Source organism: Alphaproteobacteria bacterium PA2, assembly GCA_002256425.1.
GTDB lineage: Bacteria > Pseudomonadota > Alphaproteobacteria > Caulobacterales > Caulobacteraceae > Phenylobacterium.
In genome coordinates this window covers 2,940,162-2,958,149 of the sequence record NKIZ01000001.1, presented here as the reverse complement: position 1 = coordinate 2,958,149, position 17,988 = coordinate 2,940,162, and the positions used below count along the sequence as shown (strand labels likewise).

The window sequence follows — 17,988 nt, the reverse complement described above, 5'->3', positions numbered from 1 at the left end:
CGGGGTCCAGTTCGTAGGGTTGTGAATATGTCGATCATCCGAAGAGCAACCCTTCCGGACATGCCTCGCCCTATGACCTGGATACCGGCCTTCGCCGGTATGACCGGGGGTGGGTCCTTCAGGCCGTGAGCTTGATCGCCGTTTCGGCCACCCGACGGCCCTGGTAGCGGGCGCCGGCCAGTTCGTTCTCGGACGGCTGACGGGATCCGTCGCCTCCGGCCAGGGTTGTCGCCCCATAGGGCGCCCCGCCGGTGATTTCGCCCAGGGTCATCTGGCCGGCGAAGCCATAGTCCAGGCCGACAATCACCATGCCGAAGTGCAGCAGGTTGGTGATGATCGAGAAGAGGGTGGTCTCCTGACCGCCGTGCTGGGTGGCGGTGGAGGTGAAGGCGCCGCCCACCTTGCCATTGAGGGCTCCCCGGGCCCAGAGCCCGCCCGCCTGGTCCAGGAAGGCCGCCATCTGCGAGCCCATCCGGCCGAACCGTGTGCCAGCGCCGATGATGATGGCGTCATAGTCGGCCAACTCGGCGACCGTGGCGATCGGCGCGGCCTGGTCGAGCTTGTAGTGGGCCGCCTTGGCCACTTCGAGGGGAACGGTTTCCGGCACCCGCTTGACGTCGACCTGGGCGCCGGCTTCGCGAGCGCCTTCAGCGACGGCCTGGGCCATGGTTTCGATGTGGCCGTAGGTGGAGTGATAGAGGACGAGGACCTTGGTCATCTTGAATTCCTGATTTGCAGACATGGGGGCTCGCGCCGCCGCCCCAGGGGGACGGCAGTTGGCGAACGGGGGTTTGGGGCAGTCCCTGGGTTAAGCGGCGTCGACCAGAACCAGTTCCGCGTCTTCCAGGGCGGTGACGGTCAGGGTGGCCTCGTCGCGGATGGCGGCGCCATCCCGGGTCTTCAGGGTGACGCCATTGACCTCTACCGAGCCGGTGGCCGGAACCAGATAGCCGAACCGCTCGGCGCCCAGGGGGTAGGTGGCGGTCTCACCGGCCTTGAGGGTGGCGGCGACCACCCGGCCATTGGTGCGGATGGGCAGGGCGTCTTCGTCTCCGGGCACGCCGGAGGCCAGGGTCACGAACTGACCGGCCCGGTCGCCCTTGGGAAAGGGCCTGGCGCCCCAGGAGGGCTGGCCCCCAGCCTGGTTGGGCTGGATCCAGATCTGGAACAATGTGGTGGGGCCTGCCTCGAGATTGTACTCGGCGTGGCGGATGCCAGACCCGGCGCTCATCACCTGAACGTCGCCCGCTTCAGTGCGGCCGCGATTGCCCAGGCTGTCCTGGTGGGTGATGGCGCCTTCGCGGACATAGGTGACGATTTCCATATTGGCGTGGGGATGGGGCGGAAAGCCGGTGTTGGGCGCAATGCGGTCATCATTCCACACCCGGATGGGGCCCCAGCCCATGCGCTTGGGATCGTAATAGTCGGCGAAGGAAAAGTGGTGGCGGGCGTCCAGCCAGCCGTGGTCGGCGGCGCCCAGGCTGTCAAAGCTGCGGACTTCGATCATGGGGGGAGACCTCCTTGCGAGAGCGTTTTCCGATAAGTGGGAACCGGTTATCGGATCGAAAAATGCTCTCAATCTTTTGAAATGACGCTGCGGGGGCGGCGCTTGCTTGAGGGGAAGATAGCGACCCCTTGGAAATCCGAAATAGAAACGATAGAAATTCATTGTTTCTGAATTGGACATGATCGCCGTGGGCAAGCTTCCTGACTTCGAGGCCTGGGCCGTCTTCGCCAAGGTGGCCGAGACCGGCGCCTTCGCCCGGGCGGCGCAGGACCTCGACCTCTCCAAGGCGACGGCTTCCAAGGCGGTGACCCGGCTGGAGGCGCGCCTTGGGACCAGTCTCTTTCACCGCACCTCGCGCCGGCTGTCCCTGACCGAGAGCGGCCGCTTGGCCCTCGACCGCGCCCAGCGCTTGCTGGCCGAGGGCGAGGCCGTGGAGCTGGAGACCATGGCCCAGTCCACGGTTCCGCAAGGCCTGGTCCGGCTGGCCGCGCCCATGTCCTTTGGCCTGCGACACGTGGCGCCGCACCTGCCAGACTTCTTCAGGGCCTATCCCGACATCAGCATCGACCTCGACCTGTCAGACCAGAGGCTGGACCTGGTGGCCCGGGGCTTTGACCTCGGGGTGCGGATCGGCGTCCTGCCGGACTCCGCCCTCTTGAGTCGCCGCCTCTGCGCCGTGCGCATGGTGCTGGTGGCCGCCCCGTCCTATTTCGCCAGCCGCCCCAGGCCTGCCGAGCCCAGGGACCTCGTCTGGCACAAGGCCCTGACCTATGCCTACGCCCTGACCCCCGAGGTCTGGCGGTTCGCCACCGCCGATGGTCAGGAACAGAGCGTCACGGTTTCAGGCCCCCTGCAGGTGAACAATTCCGACGCCCTCCTGCCCATGCTGCTGGCCGGGCAGGGCCTGACCCTTTTACCGGAATTCTTCGTCTGGTCCGAGATCGCCGAGGGGCGACTGGAGGCGGTGATGTGCGACTGGCGGGCGCCCGACATCGGCCTGCACCTGGTGACGCCGCCCGGACGGCTGAGGCCTTTGCGGGTGAAGGTGCTGCAGGACTTCCTGGCGGAACGGCTCAGCGCGGCGCCTTGGGCGAAAATATGAGGCTCAAGGGCTCGAATGGGATAACCCCTGATTGCTTCAAGCGTTCTCGGGCAAGATCGGCATACCGATGAGCAAAGGCCTCGCGTTCGGCCTTAGGTCTGTTGAAGAAGGCGTCATACAAAGCGTCATAGTCCTCACCTTGATCCCTTGGGCGCTCTACACGTTCCAACCAGTCCACCCAGTGCCCAATCTCATGGAGCAGGGTGCTATACAGCTGAGTGGCGCGAACTGACGCGAGGGTCATTTGAAAGACATGGCGTCTTCCAACCTTTTCGATGATGTGCCCGTCCTCTTTCAGCCGATTCAATTCCGCCTGATCATCGGGATCGAGTGAGCTTGACCAATTCAGCTTGGCGATAGGGTCGGTCGCCTCAAGGAAGATGGCAGGGCCAAATGTAATAGACCGACCACGCTGATCGCCAAGGTCAGCAAAGTAGAACATTCGGCCCCAGGTCTTATCCAGCAGCCTTTGTTTTTTTGTCGATTGCCGCAGTACGATGGTTTCCAAACCCTCCCAATCGGCCGGCGGGAGATGGGACAGGACATGGCAAACGTCATCGACTGAGCAGGCATGTTGGCAACCACCAGTATTGTCTTCGACAAAGAAGGTGATCGTTTGCTCACCTACGGAGCGGCGGACCACTTGATGCTTGTTAAGGCGGGAATTCCAGGTTCGATACGAGGCCGCAAAGTCTGGAATAACCAGACTATTGTCCTGCCCGTGCCCTTGGCGAGCCGTTCCGATGTTTCGGCTTCGCCGACCAGGGTTGAAGCCCGCACGCACCATGAGCAGAAGCTAGACTCAACCCAAACATGTGACAACTAACTTTGGCTGGGCGTGACCAGTGAGCCTGGAGGCGCAGGGTCATTCAGCACCCCTGCCTAGCCATGCGGCTTGGACAGAAACTCCACCGGATCGGCCACGAATTCCCCGAAGCCCTTCAGGCAGCCCTGCCAGACCCCCAGGTGGGCCCTGGTCTGGTCCTGGTTCAGGCGGGCGTCTACCAGGGCGGCGTACATGACGCTGGGCTGGCCGTCGGGGGTCAGGACGCCACGACAGGCGAACTGGCTGCGGTTGAAGTCGTTGATCTGGGCCAGGGATATCCCGGGTTTGTCGAAGACCGAGAACAGGGCCATGGCGCGGCAGGTCCTGCCTTTGGAATCACAGCCGATCATCTGGACCCCGAAGGCTGCGCCCGGCGCCGTGACATCCAGAAACACCATGCCATCCTCCGACTTCGCCTGGGTGGCCTTGGCGCCCATGGTCGAGAACAGGGCGATGATGTCGGCGGGGTTGGTGGCGTAGAAGGGCCCCGACCTGGGCTTGGCGGGCTTTGGGGCGTCGGCCCTGGCCGTTTCCGTCTTCGGGGTTTCGGGCTTGGGCGCCGCTGGTTTGGCCGCAGCCGCAGGCTTTGCGGGCGTCGCCGCCATTACAGGCGCAGTGACGAGGGCGAGGCTGAGACATAGGGCGAATATCGGCGCGCGCATGGTCTTTGGTCTCCGGAGTCCAGGCGCTTCATCTGCGCCCCGATCAGGGTCGGATCAAAGCGTGAGTCGGGTCGCGCCGTGACATTCTGCATTGGCGAGGGCAGATTGCCGGTATGCGGATGCCCGTTCCACCTCTTGTCCTGATCGCCCTGCTGCTGGGCGCGCCTGCCAGCGCCCTTGGGCAGACCCGCGATCCCGCTGGTCGCCAGACCCTGGTGGACATGGCCTATGTCCTGGGCGAGGCCCATGCCCTGCGGCAGGTCTGCGAGGGCGCCAGCGACCAGTACTGGCGGACCCGGATGATGCGCCTGGTGGATACGGAACAGCCCGACGAGGCCCTGGCCCAGAGGCTGAAGGACGCCTTCAATACCGGTTTTGTGGCGCGGCAGGGGGCCCATCCTGCATGTAATCCGCCGGCCCGCGCCGCCATGACCAGGGTTCTGGCCCGGGGCAAGGTCCTGGCCGCCAGGCTGGCCCGCACGGCGCCCGCCGACCCCTATCAACCCTGACAGGCGACAGCGACCCAAGACGCATATAGGATGTCCTTCAGGCATATCGGAGGCGATACATGGCCCAGTTGATTGCAATCTTCTTCTTCGGATTTCTGGCCCTCACCATTGTTCTGGGGGCGATCAAGATCGTCCCCCAGGGCACGGAATATACGGTCGAGCGCTTTGGTCGCTACACCCGGACCCTGAAGCCCGGCATCAGCTTCCTGACCCCGTTTGTTGAGGCCGTAGGCCGGAAGATCAACATGATGGAACAGGTGCTGGACGTGCCCCGTCAGGAGGTGATCACCAAGGACAATGTGACTGTCCAGGTGGACGCCATCGTCTTCATCCAGGTGATGGATGCGGCCAATGCGGCCTATCGTGTCACCAATCTGGACTTCGCCATCACCCAGCTGACCATGACCAACCTGCGGACGGTGGTCGGCAATATGGAACTGGACGAGGTGCTCAGCCAGCGCGACCAGATCAATACCCGCCTGCTGGACGTCATCGACCAGGCCACCAGCCCCTGGGGGGTCAAGGTGGCGCGGATCGAGATCAAGGACCTGCAGCCGCCGCCGGACATCACCAACGCCATGGCCCGCCAGATGAAGGCCGAGCGGGAGCGCCGGGCGGTCATCACCGAGGCTGACGGCGAAAAGCAGGCTGCGGTCGCCCGGGCAGAGGGCGCCAAGCAGTCGGCCATCCTCCAGGCCGAGGGCCGCAAGGAAGCCGCCTTCCGCGACGCTGAAGCGCGCGAGCGGGCGGCCCAGGCTGAAGCCAAGGCGACCCAGCTGGTCTCTGACGCCATCGAGGCCGGCAGCGTCAACGCCATCAACTATTTCGTCGCCCAGAAGTACGTCGAGGCCTTCGCCAAGCTGGCCGAAAGCCCGCAGCAGCGTACGGTCATTGTCCCTGCCGACATGGCCTCCCTGGTGGGCTCCATCGCCGGCATTGGCGAACTGGTCAGCGGCGCCAGGAATACGGCTGCGGCGACGCCTCCGCCTCCGCCGAGACCCCGTGGGAGCTCCGTACCGACGGTCGGGAGCTAGGTCATGGATCAGCTGCTGACCCTTGCGGCCAACAATCCCTTCTGGGTCTGGGCAGGTCTGGCCGCCGCCCTGCTGGGGGCTGAGTCCCTGTCAGGATCAGGCTGGCTTCTCTGGCCCGCGGCCTGCGCGGCGATCATGGCGGTGCTGGTCATGGTCCTGCCTCTGGACGCCCTGCAGGCTGTTGGGGTGTTCGCGGCCCTGACCATTGCCTCGACCTATCTGGGACGCAGGTTCGTTCCCCAGCTGGCGGGGGAGGATCACCGCGACATCAATGACGCCACGGGGCGGCTGATCGGCCACCATGGCAAGACAGTGGGCGCCTTTACCGGCCGGGCCGGTCGGGTCTTCATCGACGGCAAGGAGTGGGCGGCGACCACGGACTCTGATCTGGACCTACCGGAAGGGGCGGCTGTGGAAGTCACCGGCGTGGACGGCGCCCACCTGAAGGTCAAGGCGGCCTGAGCCATGCTGGCGGCTGATCCGGACGCCCTTCTGGCCAGACTCCGGGAGATCTGCCTCGCCCTGCCCGAGACGGCCGAGAAGATATCCCACGGGTCCCAGGCCTTCCACGTGAAGGGCAAGATGTTCGCCTACTTCACGCACAACCATCATGGCGATGACCTGACCGTGGTCCAGATCAAGACCTCGGGCCGGGACGAGCAGGACATACTGCTGGAAGCCGACCCGGACCTTTTTCTCTTCCCGCCCTATATCGGCGTCGCCGGCTGGCTCTCCATGAGCGTCGGGGGAGATGACCCGGTGGACTGGGATCACATCGCCGAGCGGGTCCGGATCAGCTACCGGCTGGCCGCGCCGCGCAAGCTGGCGGCCCTGGTCTGATCAGCTGAGGTCGAAGGCTGCAGCCATCAGGTCGCCGAGGTCCTGGTCGACCTGATCGGGGCTCCCAAGCACCACCACTGATTTCAGCCGCTCGGACCAGCCTTCCTTATCGGCCTCAGAGAGCCGGGGGCTGACGTCTGGCCCAACGGCCAGTCCCAGCCGAACGCCGCCGCCCTTGACCGGCCTTGCGGCGGCGAAGGCGAAGTTCCGCGACCAGGTGGTGTAGGTCTTCCTCTGGCCGGTGATGGAGCCGGGCAGGGCGTCCACCCTGGCCTGCAGGGCCTGGGCGATGGCCGCTGAATTCGGGTCGGACCAGAGGCTCACCTTCATGGTGTCAGGGTCGCGGGGCGTCTCCCCTGACCGGCGGGCGACCTCACCGAGCACCAGCATGGCGTAGTTCTGGCCGAGGCCATGGAGGTCCTTGAGCCACTTCTGGCGGGCCCTGGGTCTGGTCTCGGGACACCCAGCGGCGATTTCGATCCAGGAGTCCAGCGTCTTGCCGGTGCTGCTTTCAAGGCTGGCGCGGACAGACGCCATCCACTTCTTCTGCTGTTCAGTCAGGCCGTTATCCGGCATGGGCGTCGCCCCTTCCTTCGCTTGTCGCTTGCAACGCGTTGCGAAATGCGCCCGACGAAACTAGCTATATAGCGCCTCATTGGGGAGGCCGACTCTCAAGGAAGAACAAGATGCAAGGCAGGATGCAGGACTGGCCGCTGACCGTGGATCGTATCCTGGACCACGCCGCCTCCTGGCATGGCGACCGCGAGATCGTCTCCCGCTCGGTCGAGGGCCCCATTGTCCGCACCACCTATGGCGAAGTTCACAAGCGCGCCAAGCGGGTTTCCAATGTGCTGAAGGCCCTGGGCGTCGTGCAGGGCGACCGGGTCGCGACCCTGGCCTGGAACACCGCCCGCCACATCGAGGCCTGGTACGGCATCATGGGCATTGGCGCGGTCTGCCACACCCTCAATCCCCGCCTGTTCGCCGAGCAGCTGGTCTACATCATCAACCATGCAGAGGATAAGGTCCTCTTCACGGACATGACCTTCCTGCCGATCCTCAACCAGATCCGCAGCCAGATCCCGACGGTCAAGCACATCATCGTCTTCGCCGGCCAGGACCGGATGACCGACGAGGTCCCGGGCACCCTCTGCTATGAGGCCCTGGTCGAGGAATCCTCCGAGAACTGCGTCTGGGGCGGCTTTGACGAGAATTCGCCAGCCGGCCTCTGCTACACCTCGGGCACCACGGGCAATCCCAAGGGCGTGCTCTATTCGCACCGGTCCAACTTCCTGCACACCCTGGTGACCATGGGCGCAGACGTCCTGGGCATCGGCGCCTGCGACACCGTGCTGCCGGTGGTCCCCATGTTCCACGCCAATGCCTGGGGGGTCGCTTTCTCGGCGCCGGCCGTGGGCGCCAAGCTGGTCATGCCCGGCCAGAAGCTGGACGGCGCCTCGATCCACGAACTGCTGGAGACCGAGCAGGTCACCTTCTCGGCCGCCGTGCCGACCGTCTGGCAGATGCTGCTCAACCACCTGCGGGAAACCAACGGAACCCTGTCGACCCTCAAGCGGGTGGTGATCGGCGGTTCGGCCGTGCCCGAAGCCATTGTCCGCGCCTTCCGGGACGACTACGGGGTCAGCGTCACCCACGCCTGGGGCATGACCGAGACCTCGCCCCTGGGCACCCAGGCCACCCCCAATCACATCATCGCGGCCATGAACGCCGAGGATCAGCTGAAGTATCAGCTGAAGCAGGGCCGTCCGCCCCTGGCCATCGACCTCAAGCTCGAGGACGACGACGGCAAGCTCCTGCCCCGGGACGGCCACACCTTCGGCAAGCTGCTGGTCAAGGGCCCCTTCGTGGTCGGCGAGTACTTCCGCGGCGATGGCGGCGACATCCTGGACAAGGACGGCTTCTTCGATACCGGCGACGTGGCGACCCTGGACTCCAACGGCTTCATGCAGATCACCGACCGTTCCAAGGACGTGATCAAGTCCGGCGGGGAATGGATCAGCTCCATCGAGATCGAGAACATCGCCGCCGGCCACCCCAAGGCCGACCTGGCCGCCGTGATCGGCGTCTTCCACCCCAAGTGGGACGAGCGCCCCCTGCTGCTGGTCAAGCTGAAGCAGGGTGTCGAGGGCACCAAGGAGGAATTCCTGAAATTCCTCGAAGGCAAGATCGCCAAGTGGTGGACCCCCGATGACGTGGTCTTCGTGGACGACATCCCCCTGGGCGCCACGGGCAAGATCGACAAGAAGCTGATCCGTCAGCGCATGGCCGACTATGTCCTGCCGACAGCTGCCGCGACGGCTGCGGCTGCCACTGTGACCAAGGCCCTGGCGGCCCCGCCCGAGCCCAAGATCTATGCCCCTGAGACCCTGAAGTTCGAGCCCGGTCCCAAGGCCCTGGCGGATACCGGTCCTGCCGCCGCGGTTGAGGCCGAGCTGGCCGGCCTGCCGACCCCGGAGGCCGAGGTGGAAACGCCTGCGGCCGCCGCACCGGCCTCCACCGCCGCGCGTCCCTGGCTGCGTCGGTATCTGAACTTCGCCCTGGTCCTGGCGCTGCTTCCCGCCCTGATCATTGTGGGCGTGGCGGCCCTGTCGCAGACCGGCCTGATCAGCAATTCAAAGGGCTTTGGCCTGGACCTGCTGCACCTCGCCCCCGGTCTGGCCCAGCTGAGCGTGCTGACGGCGGTGCTGGGCGTGATCGGCGCAGCCTTCGCCGGCTTCCGCCGGTTCGGCATGAAGGCCCTGCTGATCCTGGCGCTGGCCGCCGCGACGGTGGGCTTCTTCGCCTGGGCCAAGCAGGTTGTTTCCCAGCCCCAGGCCCCGGTGGTCCAGCCCGCGGCGGTGCGTCTGGACCTGACCCAGGGTCAGGCCAACCGGTAGTCTGAATCCAGATCTGCGGAACCGTCGGTGATCACCACACCGCGGTTCACCAGATCGATCATGTGTCCCAGGACCGACCGGGCCGCGGCCGGGTGCAGCCTGGGATCCACGGTGGCGTAGAGCACCGGGACCATCTCCTTGATCCGGGTCTGACCATTCCTCAGGGCGCCCAGAACCTGGGCCTCACGGTCCTTGCGGTGGGCGATATAGGCCTCGATGAAGGGCGTCACCTCGGTGACCGGCGGGCCGTGGGTCGGCCAAAGGGTGGTGAATTCCCGGGCCTTGATCAGCTCCAGACTGTTCATGTAGTCGGTCATGTCGCCGTCTGGCGGCGAGACTACCGTCGTCGACCAGCCCATGATGTGGTCGCCCGACAGCAGGGCGTTCTCTTCCTTCAGCGCGAAACAGATGTGGTTTGAGGTGTGGCCCGGGGTGGCGATGGCCTCAACGGTCCAGCCTGGACCCGACAGGATCTGGCCGCCGCCGCACAGGCTGACATCCGGCGCAAAGCCGAAATCGGCGCCAGCCTCGGTGATGACGCTGTCCTTTGCCTTGGGAACCTCGACCGCGCAGCCATAAATGGTGGCGCCGGTCTTTTCCTTCAGCGGCCCGGCCAGGGGCGAGTGGTCAGAATGGTGGTGGGTTATGAGGATGTGGGTGATGGTCTCACCCGCCGTCGCCGCCAGTATGGCGTCCAGGTGGGCGGGCAGGTCCGGGCCCGGGTCGACGACCGCGACCTCGCCCCTGCCGATGATGTAGGTGCCGGTGCCCAGATAGGTGAAGGGGCCGGGATTGTTGGCCACCACCCGCCGGATCAGGGGCGAGACCTGATCGCAGACGCCGTATTCGAATTTGATCTCGCGGACATAGGGGATCATGGGCGGGTCCTTTGACGGCCTGTTCCTTGCGCTGAGGGGCTCAGTACTCGGGTTTCCAGGCGCAATTGATGGTCAATCTGGCGATATTTGTCTCAAAACGGCTCCAGCGGATCGCCTTTGCCCTGTTGTGTCTCATGGCGGTCCAACTGGTTGCGGCGGCGACGGCGTCTGCACCTGCGCCTCCCGGGGCGGTCCGCATCCCCATCGACCTTGCGCAGTACTAGCGCGGCAGGACGCTGGACAGGTCATATCCGGCGGCGTCGCCCAGGGCGACCAGTTCCTCCCGGGTCCGGTCTCCGGCCAGGGTCTGACCCAGGGACCAGGTGACAATGGACCGGGTGCCGGACCGGCAGTAGGCCAGGACCCGGCCGCTGTGGCTTTCAAGCAGATGCCGCTCTTCCTCCACCTGATCCATGGTGGGTGAGCCGCGCACCGGAATGTGGGCATAGGCCAGGCCGGCGGCCAGGGCCGCGGCTTCCATGTCAGCGCTGGAGGGCTGGGACATGTCCTCTCCATCCGGGCGGTTGTTGATCACCAGGGTGAAGCCTTCCGCCGCAGCGATGGCCATGTCGCTCAGGGCCACCTGGGGCGCGACGGAAATCTGGTCGGTGACTCGGGTAAACTTCGACATGATTGCGGGTCCGGTTGGGCTTAATTGACATCATCGGGGGGCGGTGAAAGTTTCGCAATGTCTGGCCGATCAAAAGGTCTCAAAGCGAGTCGTTTCTTCGAATGTTGGGTTTCATCGGTCGACGACTGCTTGTGGCCATTCCGACCCTGTTCCTGGTGGTCACAGTCGCCTTCTTCATGATGCGTGCGGCCCCTGGCAGCCCGTTTGACCTCGACCGCAGGCTTTCCCCGGAAATCGAGCAGAACATCAAGGCCAAGTACGGGCTCGATAAGCCGATCGTCGCCCAGTACGCCGACTATGTGGTCGATGTCCTGCACGGGGATTTCGGTCCGTCCCTGAAATACAAGGACAAGTCGGTCCTCCAGATCCTGCAGGAGAACTACAAGGTCAGTCTGATCCTTGGGGCCTCGGCCATGATCCTTGCCTCTGTTGTCGGCATGACCCTGGGCGTCATGGCGGCCCTGCGCCAGAACGGCTGGGTGGACTATGGCGTCATGGGGGTGGCGATCCTGGGGGTCTGCATTCCGACCTTCGTGACGGCGCCCCTCCTGGTCCTGCTGTTCGGCTCCATCCTCCAGTGGCTGCCCAATGGCGGCTGGAATGGCGGCGCCATCCAGAACCTGATCCTGCCGGTCACGGTCCTGTCCCTGCCACAGATCGCCATCATTTCCCGCTTCACCCGGGCCGGCATGATCGAGGTCCTGACCTCCAACTATGTACGCACCGCCCGGGCCAAGGGGCTGCCCGCCCATCGCATCGTCACCCACCATGCCCTGAGGGCCGCCATCCTGCCCCTGGTCAACTATCTGGGCCCGGCCAGCGCAGGCCTGCTGACCGGATCCCTGGTGGTGGAAAAGATTTTCAACCTGCCGGGCCTGGGCAAGTTCTTCGTCATCAGCGCCATGCAGCGGGACTATACCGTGGTCATGGGCATGGTGATCTTCTATGCGGCCCTGGTCCTTTTCCTGAACCTGATGGCCGATCTGGCGCTAGCGGTCCTTGATCCGCGGGTGACCCTGTCATGAGCAGCATCGACATTCCGGCCGCCGCTGTTCCCGAAGCCGTCCATGGCCGCAGCCTCTGGGATGACGCCCTGCGTCGTCTCCTGCGCAACCGCGCCGCCCTGACCGGCATGATCATGCTGACGACCCTGGTGGCGGCCGCCGTAATCGGCCCCATGCTGATCCCCTTCACCTATGACGCCGTGAACAAGAACGATGTCTGGGCGCCGCCCCTGACCCAGGGCCACATACTGGGCGCCGACGCCCTTGGCCGAGACCTGCTGGCGCGGTTGCTCAGCGGCCTTCAGGTTTCCCTAATGATCGGCCTGGTGGCCACCTGTGTCTCCCTGGTGATCGGCGTCGCCTGGGGCGCCATCGCCGGCTATCTGGGCGGGGTGGTGGATGAAGTGATGATGCGCATTGTCGACGTCATGTACGCCCTGCCTTTCATCTTCTTCGTCATCCTGCTGATGGTCACCTTCGGCTCGAACATCGTGCTGATCTTCGTGGCCATCGGGGCAGTGGAATGGCTGACCATGAGCCGGATTGTCCGGGGCCAGACCCTTTCGCTGAAACAGAAAGAGTTCATCGAGGCCGCCCGGGCCGCCGGGCTGACGCAGGGCGCCATCATCATCCGCCACATCGTCCCGAACCTGCTGGGCCCGGTCATGGTCTATGTCACCCTGACCATTCCGGCGGTCATACTGTCAGAGAGCTTCCTGTCCTTCCTCGGACTGGGGGTTCAGCCCCCTGCCGCCTCCCTGGGCACCCTGATCGCCGGCGGCGCCCAGGACATGGAGCTGGCCTGGTGGCTGCTGGTCTTCCCCTCCCTGACCATGGTGGCCACCCTGATGTCCTTCAACTTCATCGGCGATGGCCTGCGCGACGCCATTGACCCCAAGGACCGCTAGGCCCTATCGCGGGGCCAGCCACCGCGCGGCGGGGCTGTCGCCAGGAGAGTCCACAATATGAGCTCCGCCAAACCGACGCCGGACAGCGCCTATAACGCCGCAGGCACGGCCTTCCAGGCCGGTCGCATTGCAGAAGCCCGGGACATTCTGATCCCCTGGGTCGAGGCCGGGGTCCCCGATGCGCGGTTGCACGGCCTGCTGGGATTTGTCCTGCGCAGGGCAGGGGATACGGCCGGCGCCGAAGCCGCCCTGGCCAATGCCAGAAGGCTGGCCCCGCTCGAACTGGTCTACATACTGGCCCAGGGAGAACTGATGACGGCGGTCGGCCGGATCGCCGAGGCCGAGACCGCCTATCGTGATGTCCTTGCCCTGGCCCCGCCACGCCAGTCGGGCCAGGCCCTGGCCAAGCCGGTGCTTGACGCCCTGGAAGGTCTCGCCGCCTCCCTGACGGCCCAGGGCAGACCTGCCGAAGCCCTGCCCATTCTCGAGGCCGAGGTTGAGGCCGGGGCAAAAGACCTGCGGCTGCTGTTCGCCCTGGCCCAGGCTTACCGCTCAGTCGGTCGCCCCGAGGCGGCCCTTGAGATCTTTGAACAGTGCGTCCGCGACCATCCGCAGAGCGCCTCCATGCGGCACAATCTGGCTGCTGGCTATGCCGACCTCCAGATGTGGCCAGAGGCCGAGCGGGCCTCGGCGGAATCCTTCCGTCTGAGGGCGACAGGCGAGGCGCCCTGGCTGGTGCGAGGGCGGGCCCTGACCGGCATGGGCAGGCTGTCAGAGGGCGAAGACGCCTTCCGTCAGGCCGTGGAGCAGGGGATCGCAGGCCCCGAGATCCATCGCGACCTGTCCCAGCTGATCTGGATGCGCACGGGTGATTTGAAGGAATCGGGCGCGCCTCAACGCACCGTTCTGGCCAAGGATCCCAGAGACCTTGGGGCGGTCACGGCCCTGGCCAAGTTGCATCAGGTCGCGGGGGACCTGGATGGCGCCCAGACCATCGTGCGGTCCGCATTGCAGGTCGGCGCCCGGGATGTGGGCCTTCATCTGCTGCTGAGCGATATCAACCTTGCCCTGGGCGACGCCGCCTCGGCCCGGGCTGAGGCAGAGCGCGCCATCGCCCTTGACCCCGAGCATCCCGGCATATGGGCCCGGCTGTGCGACGCCGACCTGGCTCTGGGGCGTCCGGAATCCGCTGCGGAACTTTTGGAGGAGATCCTCAGCTTTGATCCGCTCAATGTGACGGCGACGGCCCGCCTCGCCACAGCCTACCGGCTGATGGGAGATCCGCGCTACAAGGCCCTCTACAACTATGAAGCCTATGTGGCGCCCTACGAGGTCGAGACGCCGGACGGCTGGTCCAGCATGTCGGCCTATCTCAGTGATCTGGCCGCCTCCCTGACCACCCTGCACAGCTTCCGCAAGGAGCCGTTTGATCAGTCCCTGCGCAATGGCAGCCAGACCTCACAGAACCTGATGCGGTCGTCAGATCCTACCCTGCGGGCCTTCTTCAAGGCCGTTGACGGACCGATCCGGGAGCACATGCGCAAGGTCGCCGAAGCGCCCGGGCCACTGGGGCGCCGATTCCTTGGTGACTATCGGATCGCCGGGTGCTGGTCGGTCTTCCTGCGGCCTGACGGCTTTCACGCAGACCACATCCATCACCAGGGCTGGCTGTCCTCGGCATTCTACGTGGAAATGCCGACCCAACCCTCGCCGGACCCGAAGGCCGGATGGATCAAGTTCGGCGAACCCGGCCAACCTACCCAGCCAAAGCTGGGCCCGGAACACTACATCCAGCCAAGGCCCGGCCTGCTGGCCCTGTTCCCGAGCTATATGTGGCACGGCACCGTGCCGTTCACATCCCAGGAGCGGCGGATCACCATCGCCTTTGATGTGGCGCCCAGAACTCCGAATCGGTGAAGCCGAGGGCGGGATCGAGCCGCATTTGCCGGGGTGAAGTTTGCCCACGAATCCGGCGTTTGCGCCGATAGCCGCTCAAATTGGTCTGATATGTGACCAAAAAGCGACAGGCGAGCGCCTAAACCATTGCAGCTTGTTAATGTGCGTTGACCCTGAGTGCCCAGCCCCCGTAACTCCGGCATAACCGCGCCAGTCTACCGGCGATGGGATCTTATTTTTTTGGGGGCTGCGGTCCGCACCATGTGCGGCCGTCTCCGTTGGAGGACCAACACTTTGCAAATCAACACCCTGCGCGAGAGGCTCCTGGCCTCCTCGATCATCTGCAGCGCCGCTCTCGTGGCCGGCTCGGCCTACGCCGCTGAAAACGCTGCGCCTGAAGTCGCGGAAGTGGTCATCACCGGTTCGCGTATCGCGCAGCCGAACCTGACCTCCAACAGCCCTCTGGTGACCGTCAGCCAGGAAGACGTGAAGGTCGCCGGTACGGCCTCCATCGACACCCTGACGAACTCGCTGCCGCAAGTCTTCGGTGGTCAGAACCTCGGCCAGTCCATCAATGGTAACGGCACCGCCACCATCGACCTGCGGAACCTCGGCCCGAGCCGGACCGTCGTTCTGGTCAATGGCCGCCGCCTGCAACCCGGTGACCCGCAGACCCCGGTCGCCGACCTGAACACGATCCCTGCCGCCCTGGTTGAACGCGTTGACGTCGTCACCGGCGGCGCCTCGGCCGTGTACGGCGCCGACGCCGTGGCCGGCGTTGTCAACTTCATGATGATCAAGAGCTTCCAGGGCGTCCGCATGGACGCTCAGTACAGCTTCAACCAGCACCGCCAGCAGGACTCCCTGGCTCAGTCGGTCCTCAAGGCTGGCAACTACGCCATCCCGGGCAACCGTTCTGACGGTGGCCAGACCAGCGCCTCCCTGGTCTTCGGTTCGAACTTCGACGACGACAAGGGCAACATCACGGTCTACGCGACCTATTTCAACGCCCAGCCCGTCACCCAGGCGACCCGCGACTTCGCCGCCTGCGGTCTGGCTTCGCAGCCCGGCCCGACCTCGGTCAACTCGGCCTATGACAGCTATTTCTGCCTTGGTTCGTCCAACGGCGCCTATGGCCGCTTCAGCTTCATCGACGCCCCTGGCGTGACGCCCGGCACCACGGTTCGCCAGGCTGCCAATCCCAACGGCACCAACACCTTCGTGCCGTCTTCGTCGGGCAATTTCGGCTACAACTTCAACACCCTCAGCTATCTGCAGCGTCAGGACGACCGCTATTCGGCCGGCTATTTCGCGCACTACCAGCTGAACCCGGCTGTTGAACTCTATTCGGAATTCATGTTCGCTGACGACCGTTCGCGGGCCCAGTACGCACCGTCCGGCCTGTTCGCCGGCGGCGGCGCCGTGGTTGGTCAGAGCTATATGGAGATCAACTGTAACAACCCGCTGATGTCCCTGCAGCAGCAGACCGCCATGTGCGGCGCAGCCGCAAACACGTCGGCCATTGGCCGGGCCCTGATCGGCTACCGCTTCGCCGCGGTTCCCCGTTCGGACGCCTACAGCCACACCAACTACAAGATCAACTTCGGCCTCCGGGGCGATCTGGGTGACGGCTGGGCATACGACGCCTATGCGCAGTACGGCACGGCTGGCTATCAGGACACCCAGGGCGGCTACGCCTCTCTGGCCAAGATCCAGAAGGCCCTGCTGGTCGACCCTGCCACCGGCAAGTGCATCTCCGGCGGCGACTGCGTCCCGCTGAACCTGTTCAAGGCCCTCAGCGCCGGCATCACCCAGAATGCCTATGACTATCTGCTGACCCCCGGTCTCCGGAACGGCTCCACAGTCGAGCAGATCGTCAGTGGATCGATCACCGGCGACCTCGGCCAGTATGGCGCCAAGTCGCCCTACGCCGATGGCGGCCTGGGCATCGCCCTGGGCGCTGAATATCGTCGTGAGAGCATCGAGTATAACGTCGACGCCAACTACACCTCCGGCGATCTGTCTGGCGGCAGCCAGTCCAAGAGCGTCTCCGGCGCCTTCGACGTCTACGAACTGTTCGGCGAAGCCCGCATGCCGCTCATGGAAGACAAGCCCTGGGTCAAGTCCCTGGCGGTCACCACCGGCTATCGCTATTCGCGTTATAACACCGGCGTGAACACCAACACCTTCAAGGCCGAAGGCGAATACGCCCCGACCGACGACGTGCGTTTCCGCTACAGCTATAACCGCGCTGTCCGCGCTCCGAACATCGTCAACCTGTTCGAAGCCCAGGTCCAAAATCTGTGGAACGGTTCCGACCCCTGCGCCGGCACCAAGCCTGCCCAGTCGCTCGCAGCCTGCCAGCGGACCGGCGTCACCGCCGCCCAGTATGGCAAGATCGACGCCTGCCCTGCTTCGCAGTGCGGCTCGCTCACCGGCGGCAACCCGCTGCTGAACCCGGAAACTGCCGACACCTACACCTACGGCGCCGTGTTCAGCCCGCGCTTCACGCCCGGCCTGACCTTCTCCATCGACTACTGGAACATCCGCGTCCGCAACATCATCCAGCGCGGCCTCGGCGGTGCAGCTGTTACCCTGGGCAACTGCCTGTCCACCGGTTCTCCGGTGTTCTGCAGCGCCGTCCATCGTGACACGACCACCGGCCTGCTGTTCGGTTCGGGTTACGTGGACTCCACCAACGTCAACACCGGCTTCATTCAGACCAAGGGTCTGGACCTTGCGGCCAACTACCGGACCGACCTGTCCGATCTCGGCCTGCCGGATTGGGGTGGCCTGAGCGTTGGCCTGGTCGGCACCTACACCAAGAACTACGTGACCCAGCCCATCTCGGGCGGTGGCACCTATGAGTGCGCCGGTCTCTATGGCGTGACCTGCAATGTTCCCCAGCCCAAGTGGCGTCACCGGGCCAAGCTGTCGTGGACCACGCCGTGGAACATCACCAGCACCCTGACCTGGCGCCATATCGGTAGCGCGGAATTCGACGGTAACTCGAAGAACGCCTTCCTGAACCAGGGCTACATCAACGCGATCGACGCCAAGGTGAAGGCTACCAACTACATCGACCTCAGCGCCTCCTGGAAGGTCCGGACGGGTCTGACCCTCCGCGCCGGTGCGAACAACCTGTTCGACCAGGATCCGCCGCGCGGCGACGCCAACAACACCGGCGCCTTCGGCGGTGGTAACGGCAACATGTTCCCGCAGCTTTACGACACCCTTGGTCGTAACGTCTTCATGAGCGTCACCGCTGACTTCTAAGTCACGCTGACATTCGGA

17 protein-coding genes are annotated in these 17,988 nt (G+C 64.9%); 10 read left to right on the top strand and 7 right to left on the bottom strand.

Annotated elements, in window-relative coordinates:
* Positions 1 to 118 precede the first annotated feature (118 nt).
* A complete protein-coding gene (gene wrbA, locus CFE28_14190; GenBank protein OYU71728.1) occupies positions 119 to 718 on the bottom strand; it encodes an NAD(P)H:quinone oxidoreductase, type IV in 600 nt (199 codons plus the stop codon).
* Positions 719 to 808: 90 nt separating this feature from the next.
* A complete protein-coding gene (locus CFE28_14185; GenBank protein ID OYU71036.1) occupies positions 809 to 1,507 on the bottom strand; it encodes a hypothetical protein in 699 nt (232 codons plus the stop codon).
* 178 nt (positions 1,508 to 1,685) lie between these two features.
* Between CFE28_14185 and CFE28_14180 the strand changes: the two genes are divergently transcribed.
* On the top strand, positions 1,686 to 2,609 hold the full coding sequence (locus CFE28_14180) for a LysR family transcriptional regulator (protein OYU71727.1): 924 nt from the start codon (positions 1,686 to 1,688) through the stop codon (positions 2,607 to 2,609).
* Here the strand turns inward: CFE28_14180 and CFE28_14175 are convergent.
* Positions 2,581 to 3,051 carry a hypothetical protein gene (locus tag CFE28_14175; GenBank protein ID OYU71035.1) on the bottom strand — a complete coding sequence of 157 codons (471 nt, stop codon included), beginning with the start codon at positions 3,049 to 3,051 and terminating at the stop codon, positions 2,581 to 2,583. The two genes, CFE28_14180 and CFE28_14175, sit on opposite strands and share 29 nt — an antisense overlap.
* A gap of 440 nt (positions 3,052 to 3,491) precedes the next feature.
* On the bottom strand, positions 3,492 to 4,097 hold the full coding sequence (locus CFE28_14170) for a hypothetical protein (protein OYU71034.1): 606 nt from the start codon (positions 4,095 to 4,097) through the stop codon (positions 3,492 to 3,494).
* 119 nt (positions 4,098 to 4,216) lie between these two features.
* Between CFE28_14170 and CFE28_14165 the strand changes: the two genes are divergently transcribed.
* From CFE28_14165 to CFE28_14150, 4 genes are read left to right on the top strand one after another with little or no spacing between them, the layout of a single operon-like run.
* Positions 4,217 to 4,606, top strand: a complete 390-nt coding sequence (locus CFE28_14165; GenBank protein OYU71726.1) for a TIGR02301 family protein — start codon at positions 4,217 to 4,219, stop codon at positions 4,604 to 4,606.
* A 59-nt stretch (positions 4,607 to 4,665) separates the two neighbouring features.
* Positions 4,666 to 5,640, top strand: a complete 975-nt coding sequence (locus CFE28_14160) for a hypothetical protein (protein OYU71033.1) — start codon at positions 4,666 to 4,668, stop codon at positions 5,638 to 5,640.
* A 3-nt stretch (positions 5,641 to 5,643) separates the two neighbouring features.
* Entirely contained in the window at positions 5,644 to 6,102 is a 459-nt protein-coding gene (locus CFE28_14155) for a hypothetical protein (GenBank protein OYU71032.1), read from the top strand.
* Positions 6,103 to 6,108: 6 nt separating this feature from the next.
* Positions 6,109 to 6,480, top strand: coding sequence for a hypothetical protein (locus CFE28_14150; protein OYU71725.1), 372 nt, complete (start codon positions 6,109 to 6,111; stop codon positions 6,478 to 6,480).
* Here CFE28_14150 and CFE28_14145 read toward each other — a convergent pair whose 3' ends face one another.
* Positions 6,481 to 7,056, bottom strand: a complete 576-nt coding sequence (locus CFE28_14145; GenBank protein ID OYU71031.1) for a hypothetical protein — start codon at positions 7,054 to 7,056, stop codon at positions 6,481 to 6,483. It abuts the gene before it with no gap.
* Positions 7,057 to 7,166: 110 nt separating this feature from the next.
* Between CFE28_14145 and CFE28_14140 the strand changes: the two genes are divergently transcribed.
* Complete coding sequence (locus CFE28_14140; protein ID OYU71030.1) at positions 7,167 to 9,377, top strand: long-chain fatty acid--CoA ligase; 2,211 nt, start codon at positions 7,167 to 7,169, stop codon at positions 9,375 to 9,377.
* Here the strand turns inward: CFE28_14140 and CFE28_14135 are convergent.
* Together CFE28_14135 and CFE28_14130 are read right to left on the bottom strand one after the other, a co-directional pair.
* The gene (locus tag CFE28_14135) at positions 9,362 to 10,255 is read right to left on the bottom strand and encodes an MBL fold metallo-hydrolase (protein ID OYU71029.1); all 894 of its coding nucleotides are present in this window, start codon (positions 10,253 to 10,255) and stop codon (positions 9,362 to 9,364) included. The two genes, CFE28_14140 and CFE28_14135, sit on opposite strands and share 16 nt — an antisense overlap.
* A 220-nt stretch (positions 10,256 to 10,475) precedes the next feature.
* A complete protein-coding gene (locus tag CFE28_14130; GenBank protein ID OYU71028.1) occupies positions 10,476 to 10,886 on the bottom strand; it encodes a TIGR01244 family protein in 411 nt (136 codons plus the stop codon).
* A gap of 101 nt (positions 10,887 to 10,987) precedes the next feature.
* On the opposite strand from CFE28_14130, the gene oppB reads away from it, so the two are divergent.
* The 4 genes from oppB (at position 10,988) to CFE28_14110 (ending at position 17,970) form a co-directional block, all read left to right on the top strand.
* Entirely contained in the window at positions 10,988 to 11,911 is a 924-nt protein-coding gene (gene oppB / locus CFE28_14125) for an oligopeptide transporter permease (protein ID OYU71027.1), read from the top strand.
* Positions 11,908 to 12,798, top strand: a complete 891-nt coding sequence (locus CFE28_14120) for a peptide ABC transporter permease (protein ID OYU71026.1) — start codon at positions 11,908 to 11,910, stop codon at positions 12,796 to 12,798. Before oppB ends, CFE28_14120 begins: the two co-directional genes overlap by 4 nt.
* A 57-nt stretch (positions 12,799 to 12,855) precedes the next feature.
* Complete coding sequence (locus CFE28_14115; protein ID OYU71025.1) at positions 12,856 to 14,715, top strand: hypothetical protein; 1,860 nt, start codon at positions 12,856 to 12,858, stop codon at positions 14,713 to 14,715.
* Positions 14,716 to 14,955: 240 nt separating this feature from the next.
* Positions 14,956 to 17,970: a TonB-dependent receptor gene (locus tag CFE28_14110; protein ID OYU71024.1), complete on the top strand. Its 3,015-nt coding sequence runs from the start codon at positions 14,956 to 14,958 to the stop codon at positions 17,968 to 17,970.
* Positions 17,971 to 17,988 lie beyond the last annotated feature (18 nt).

Coding starts and splice junctions, on each gene's coding strand:
- CFE28_14145 (OYU71031.1), bottom strand. CDS start 7,056: ATGCCGGATAACGGCCTGACTGAACAGCAGAAGAAGTGGATGGCGTCT.
- CFE28_14170 (OYU71034.1), bottom strand. CDS start 4,097: ATGCGCGCGCCGATATTCGCCCTATGTCTCAGCCTCGCCCTCGTCACT.
- CFE28_14160 (OYU71033.1), top strand. CDS start 4,666: ATGGCCCAGTTGATTGCAATCTTCTTCTTCGGATTTCTGGCCCTCACC.
- oppB (OYU71027.1), top strand. CDS start 10,988: ATGTTGGGTTTCATCGGTCGACGACTGCTTGTGGCCATTCCGACCCTG.
- CFE28_14180 (OYU71727.1), top strand. CDS start 1,686: ATGATCGCCGTGGGCAAGCTTCCTGACTTCGAGGCCTGGGCCGTCTTC.
- CFE28_14165 (OYU71726.1), top strand. CDS start 4,217: ATGCCCGTTCCACCTCTTGTCCTGATCGCCCTGCTGCTGGGCGCGCCT.
- CFE28_14120 (OYU71026.1), top strand. CDS start 11,908: ATGAGCAGCATCGACATTCCGGCCGCCGCTGTTCCCGAAGCCGTCCAT.
- CFE28_14135 (OYU71029.1), bottom strand. CDS start 10,255: ATGATCCCCTATGTCCGCGAGATCAAATTCGAATACGGCGTCTGCGAT.
- CFE28_14175 (OYU71035.1), bottom strand. CDS start 3,051: ATGTTCTACTTTGCTGACCTTGGCGATCAGCGTGGTCGGTCTATTACA.
- CFE28_14115 (OYU71025.1), top strand. CDS start 12,856: ATGAGCTCCGCCAAACCGACGCCGGACAGCGCCTATAACGCCGCAGGC.
- CFE28_14130 (OYU71028.1), bottom strand. CDS start 10,886: ATGTCGAAGTTTACCCGAGTCACCGACCAGATTTCCGTCGCGCCCCAG.
- CFE28_14185 (OYU71036.1), bottom strand. CDS start 1,507: ATGATCGAAGTCCGCAGCTTTGACAGCCTGGGCGCCGCCGACCACGGC.
- wrbA (OYU71728.1), bottom strand. CDS start 718: ATGACCAAGGTCCTCGTCCTCTATCACTCCACCTACGGCCACATCGAA.
- CFE28_14140 (OYU71030.1), top strand. CDS start 7,167: ATGCAAGGCAGGATGCAGGACTGGCCGCTGACCGTGGATCGTATCCTG.
- CFE28_14110 (OYU71024.1), top strand. CDS start 14,956: ATGTGCGGCCGTCTCCGTTGGAGGACCAACACTTTGCAAATCAACACC.
- CFE28_14155 (OYU71032.1), top strand. CDS start 5,644: ATGGATCAGCTGCTGACCCTTGCGGCCAACAATCCCTTCTGGGTCTGG.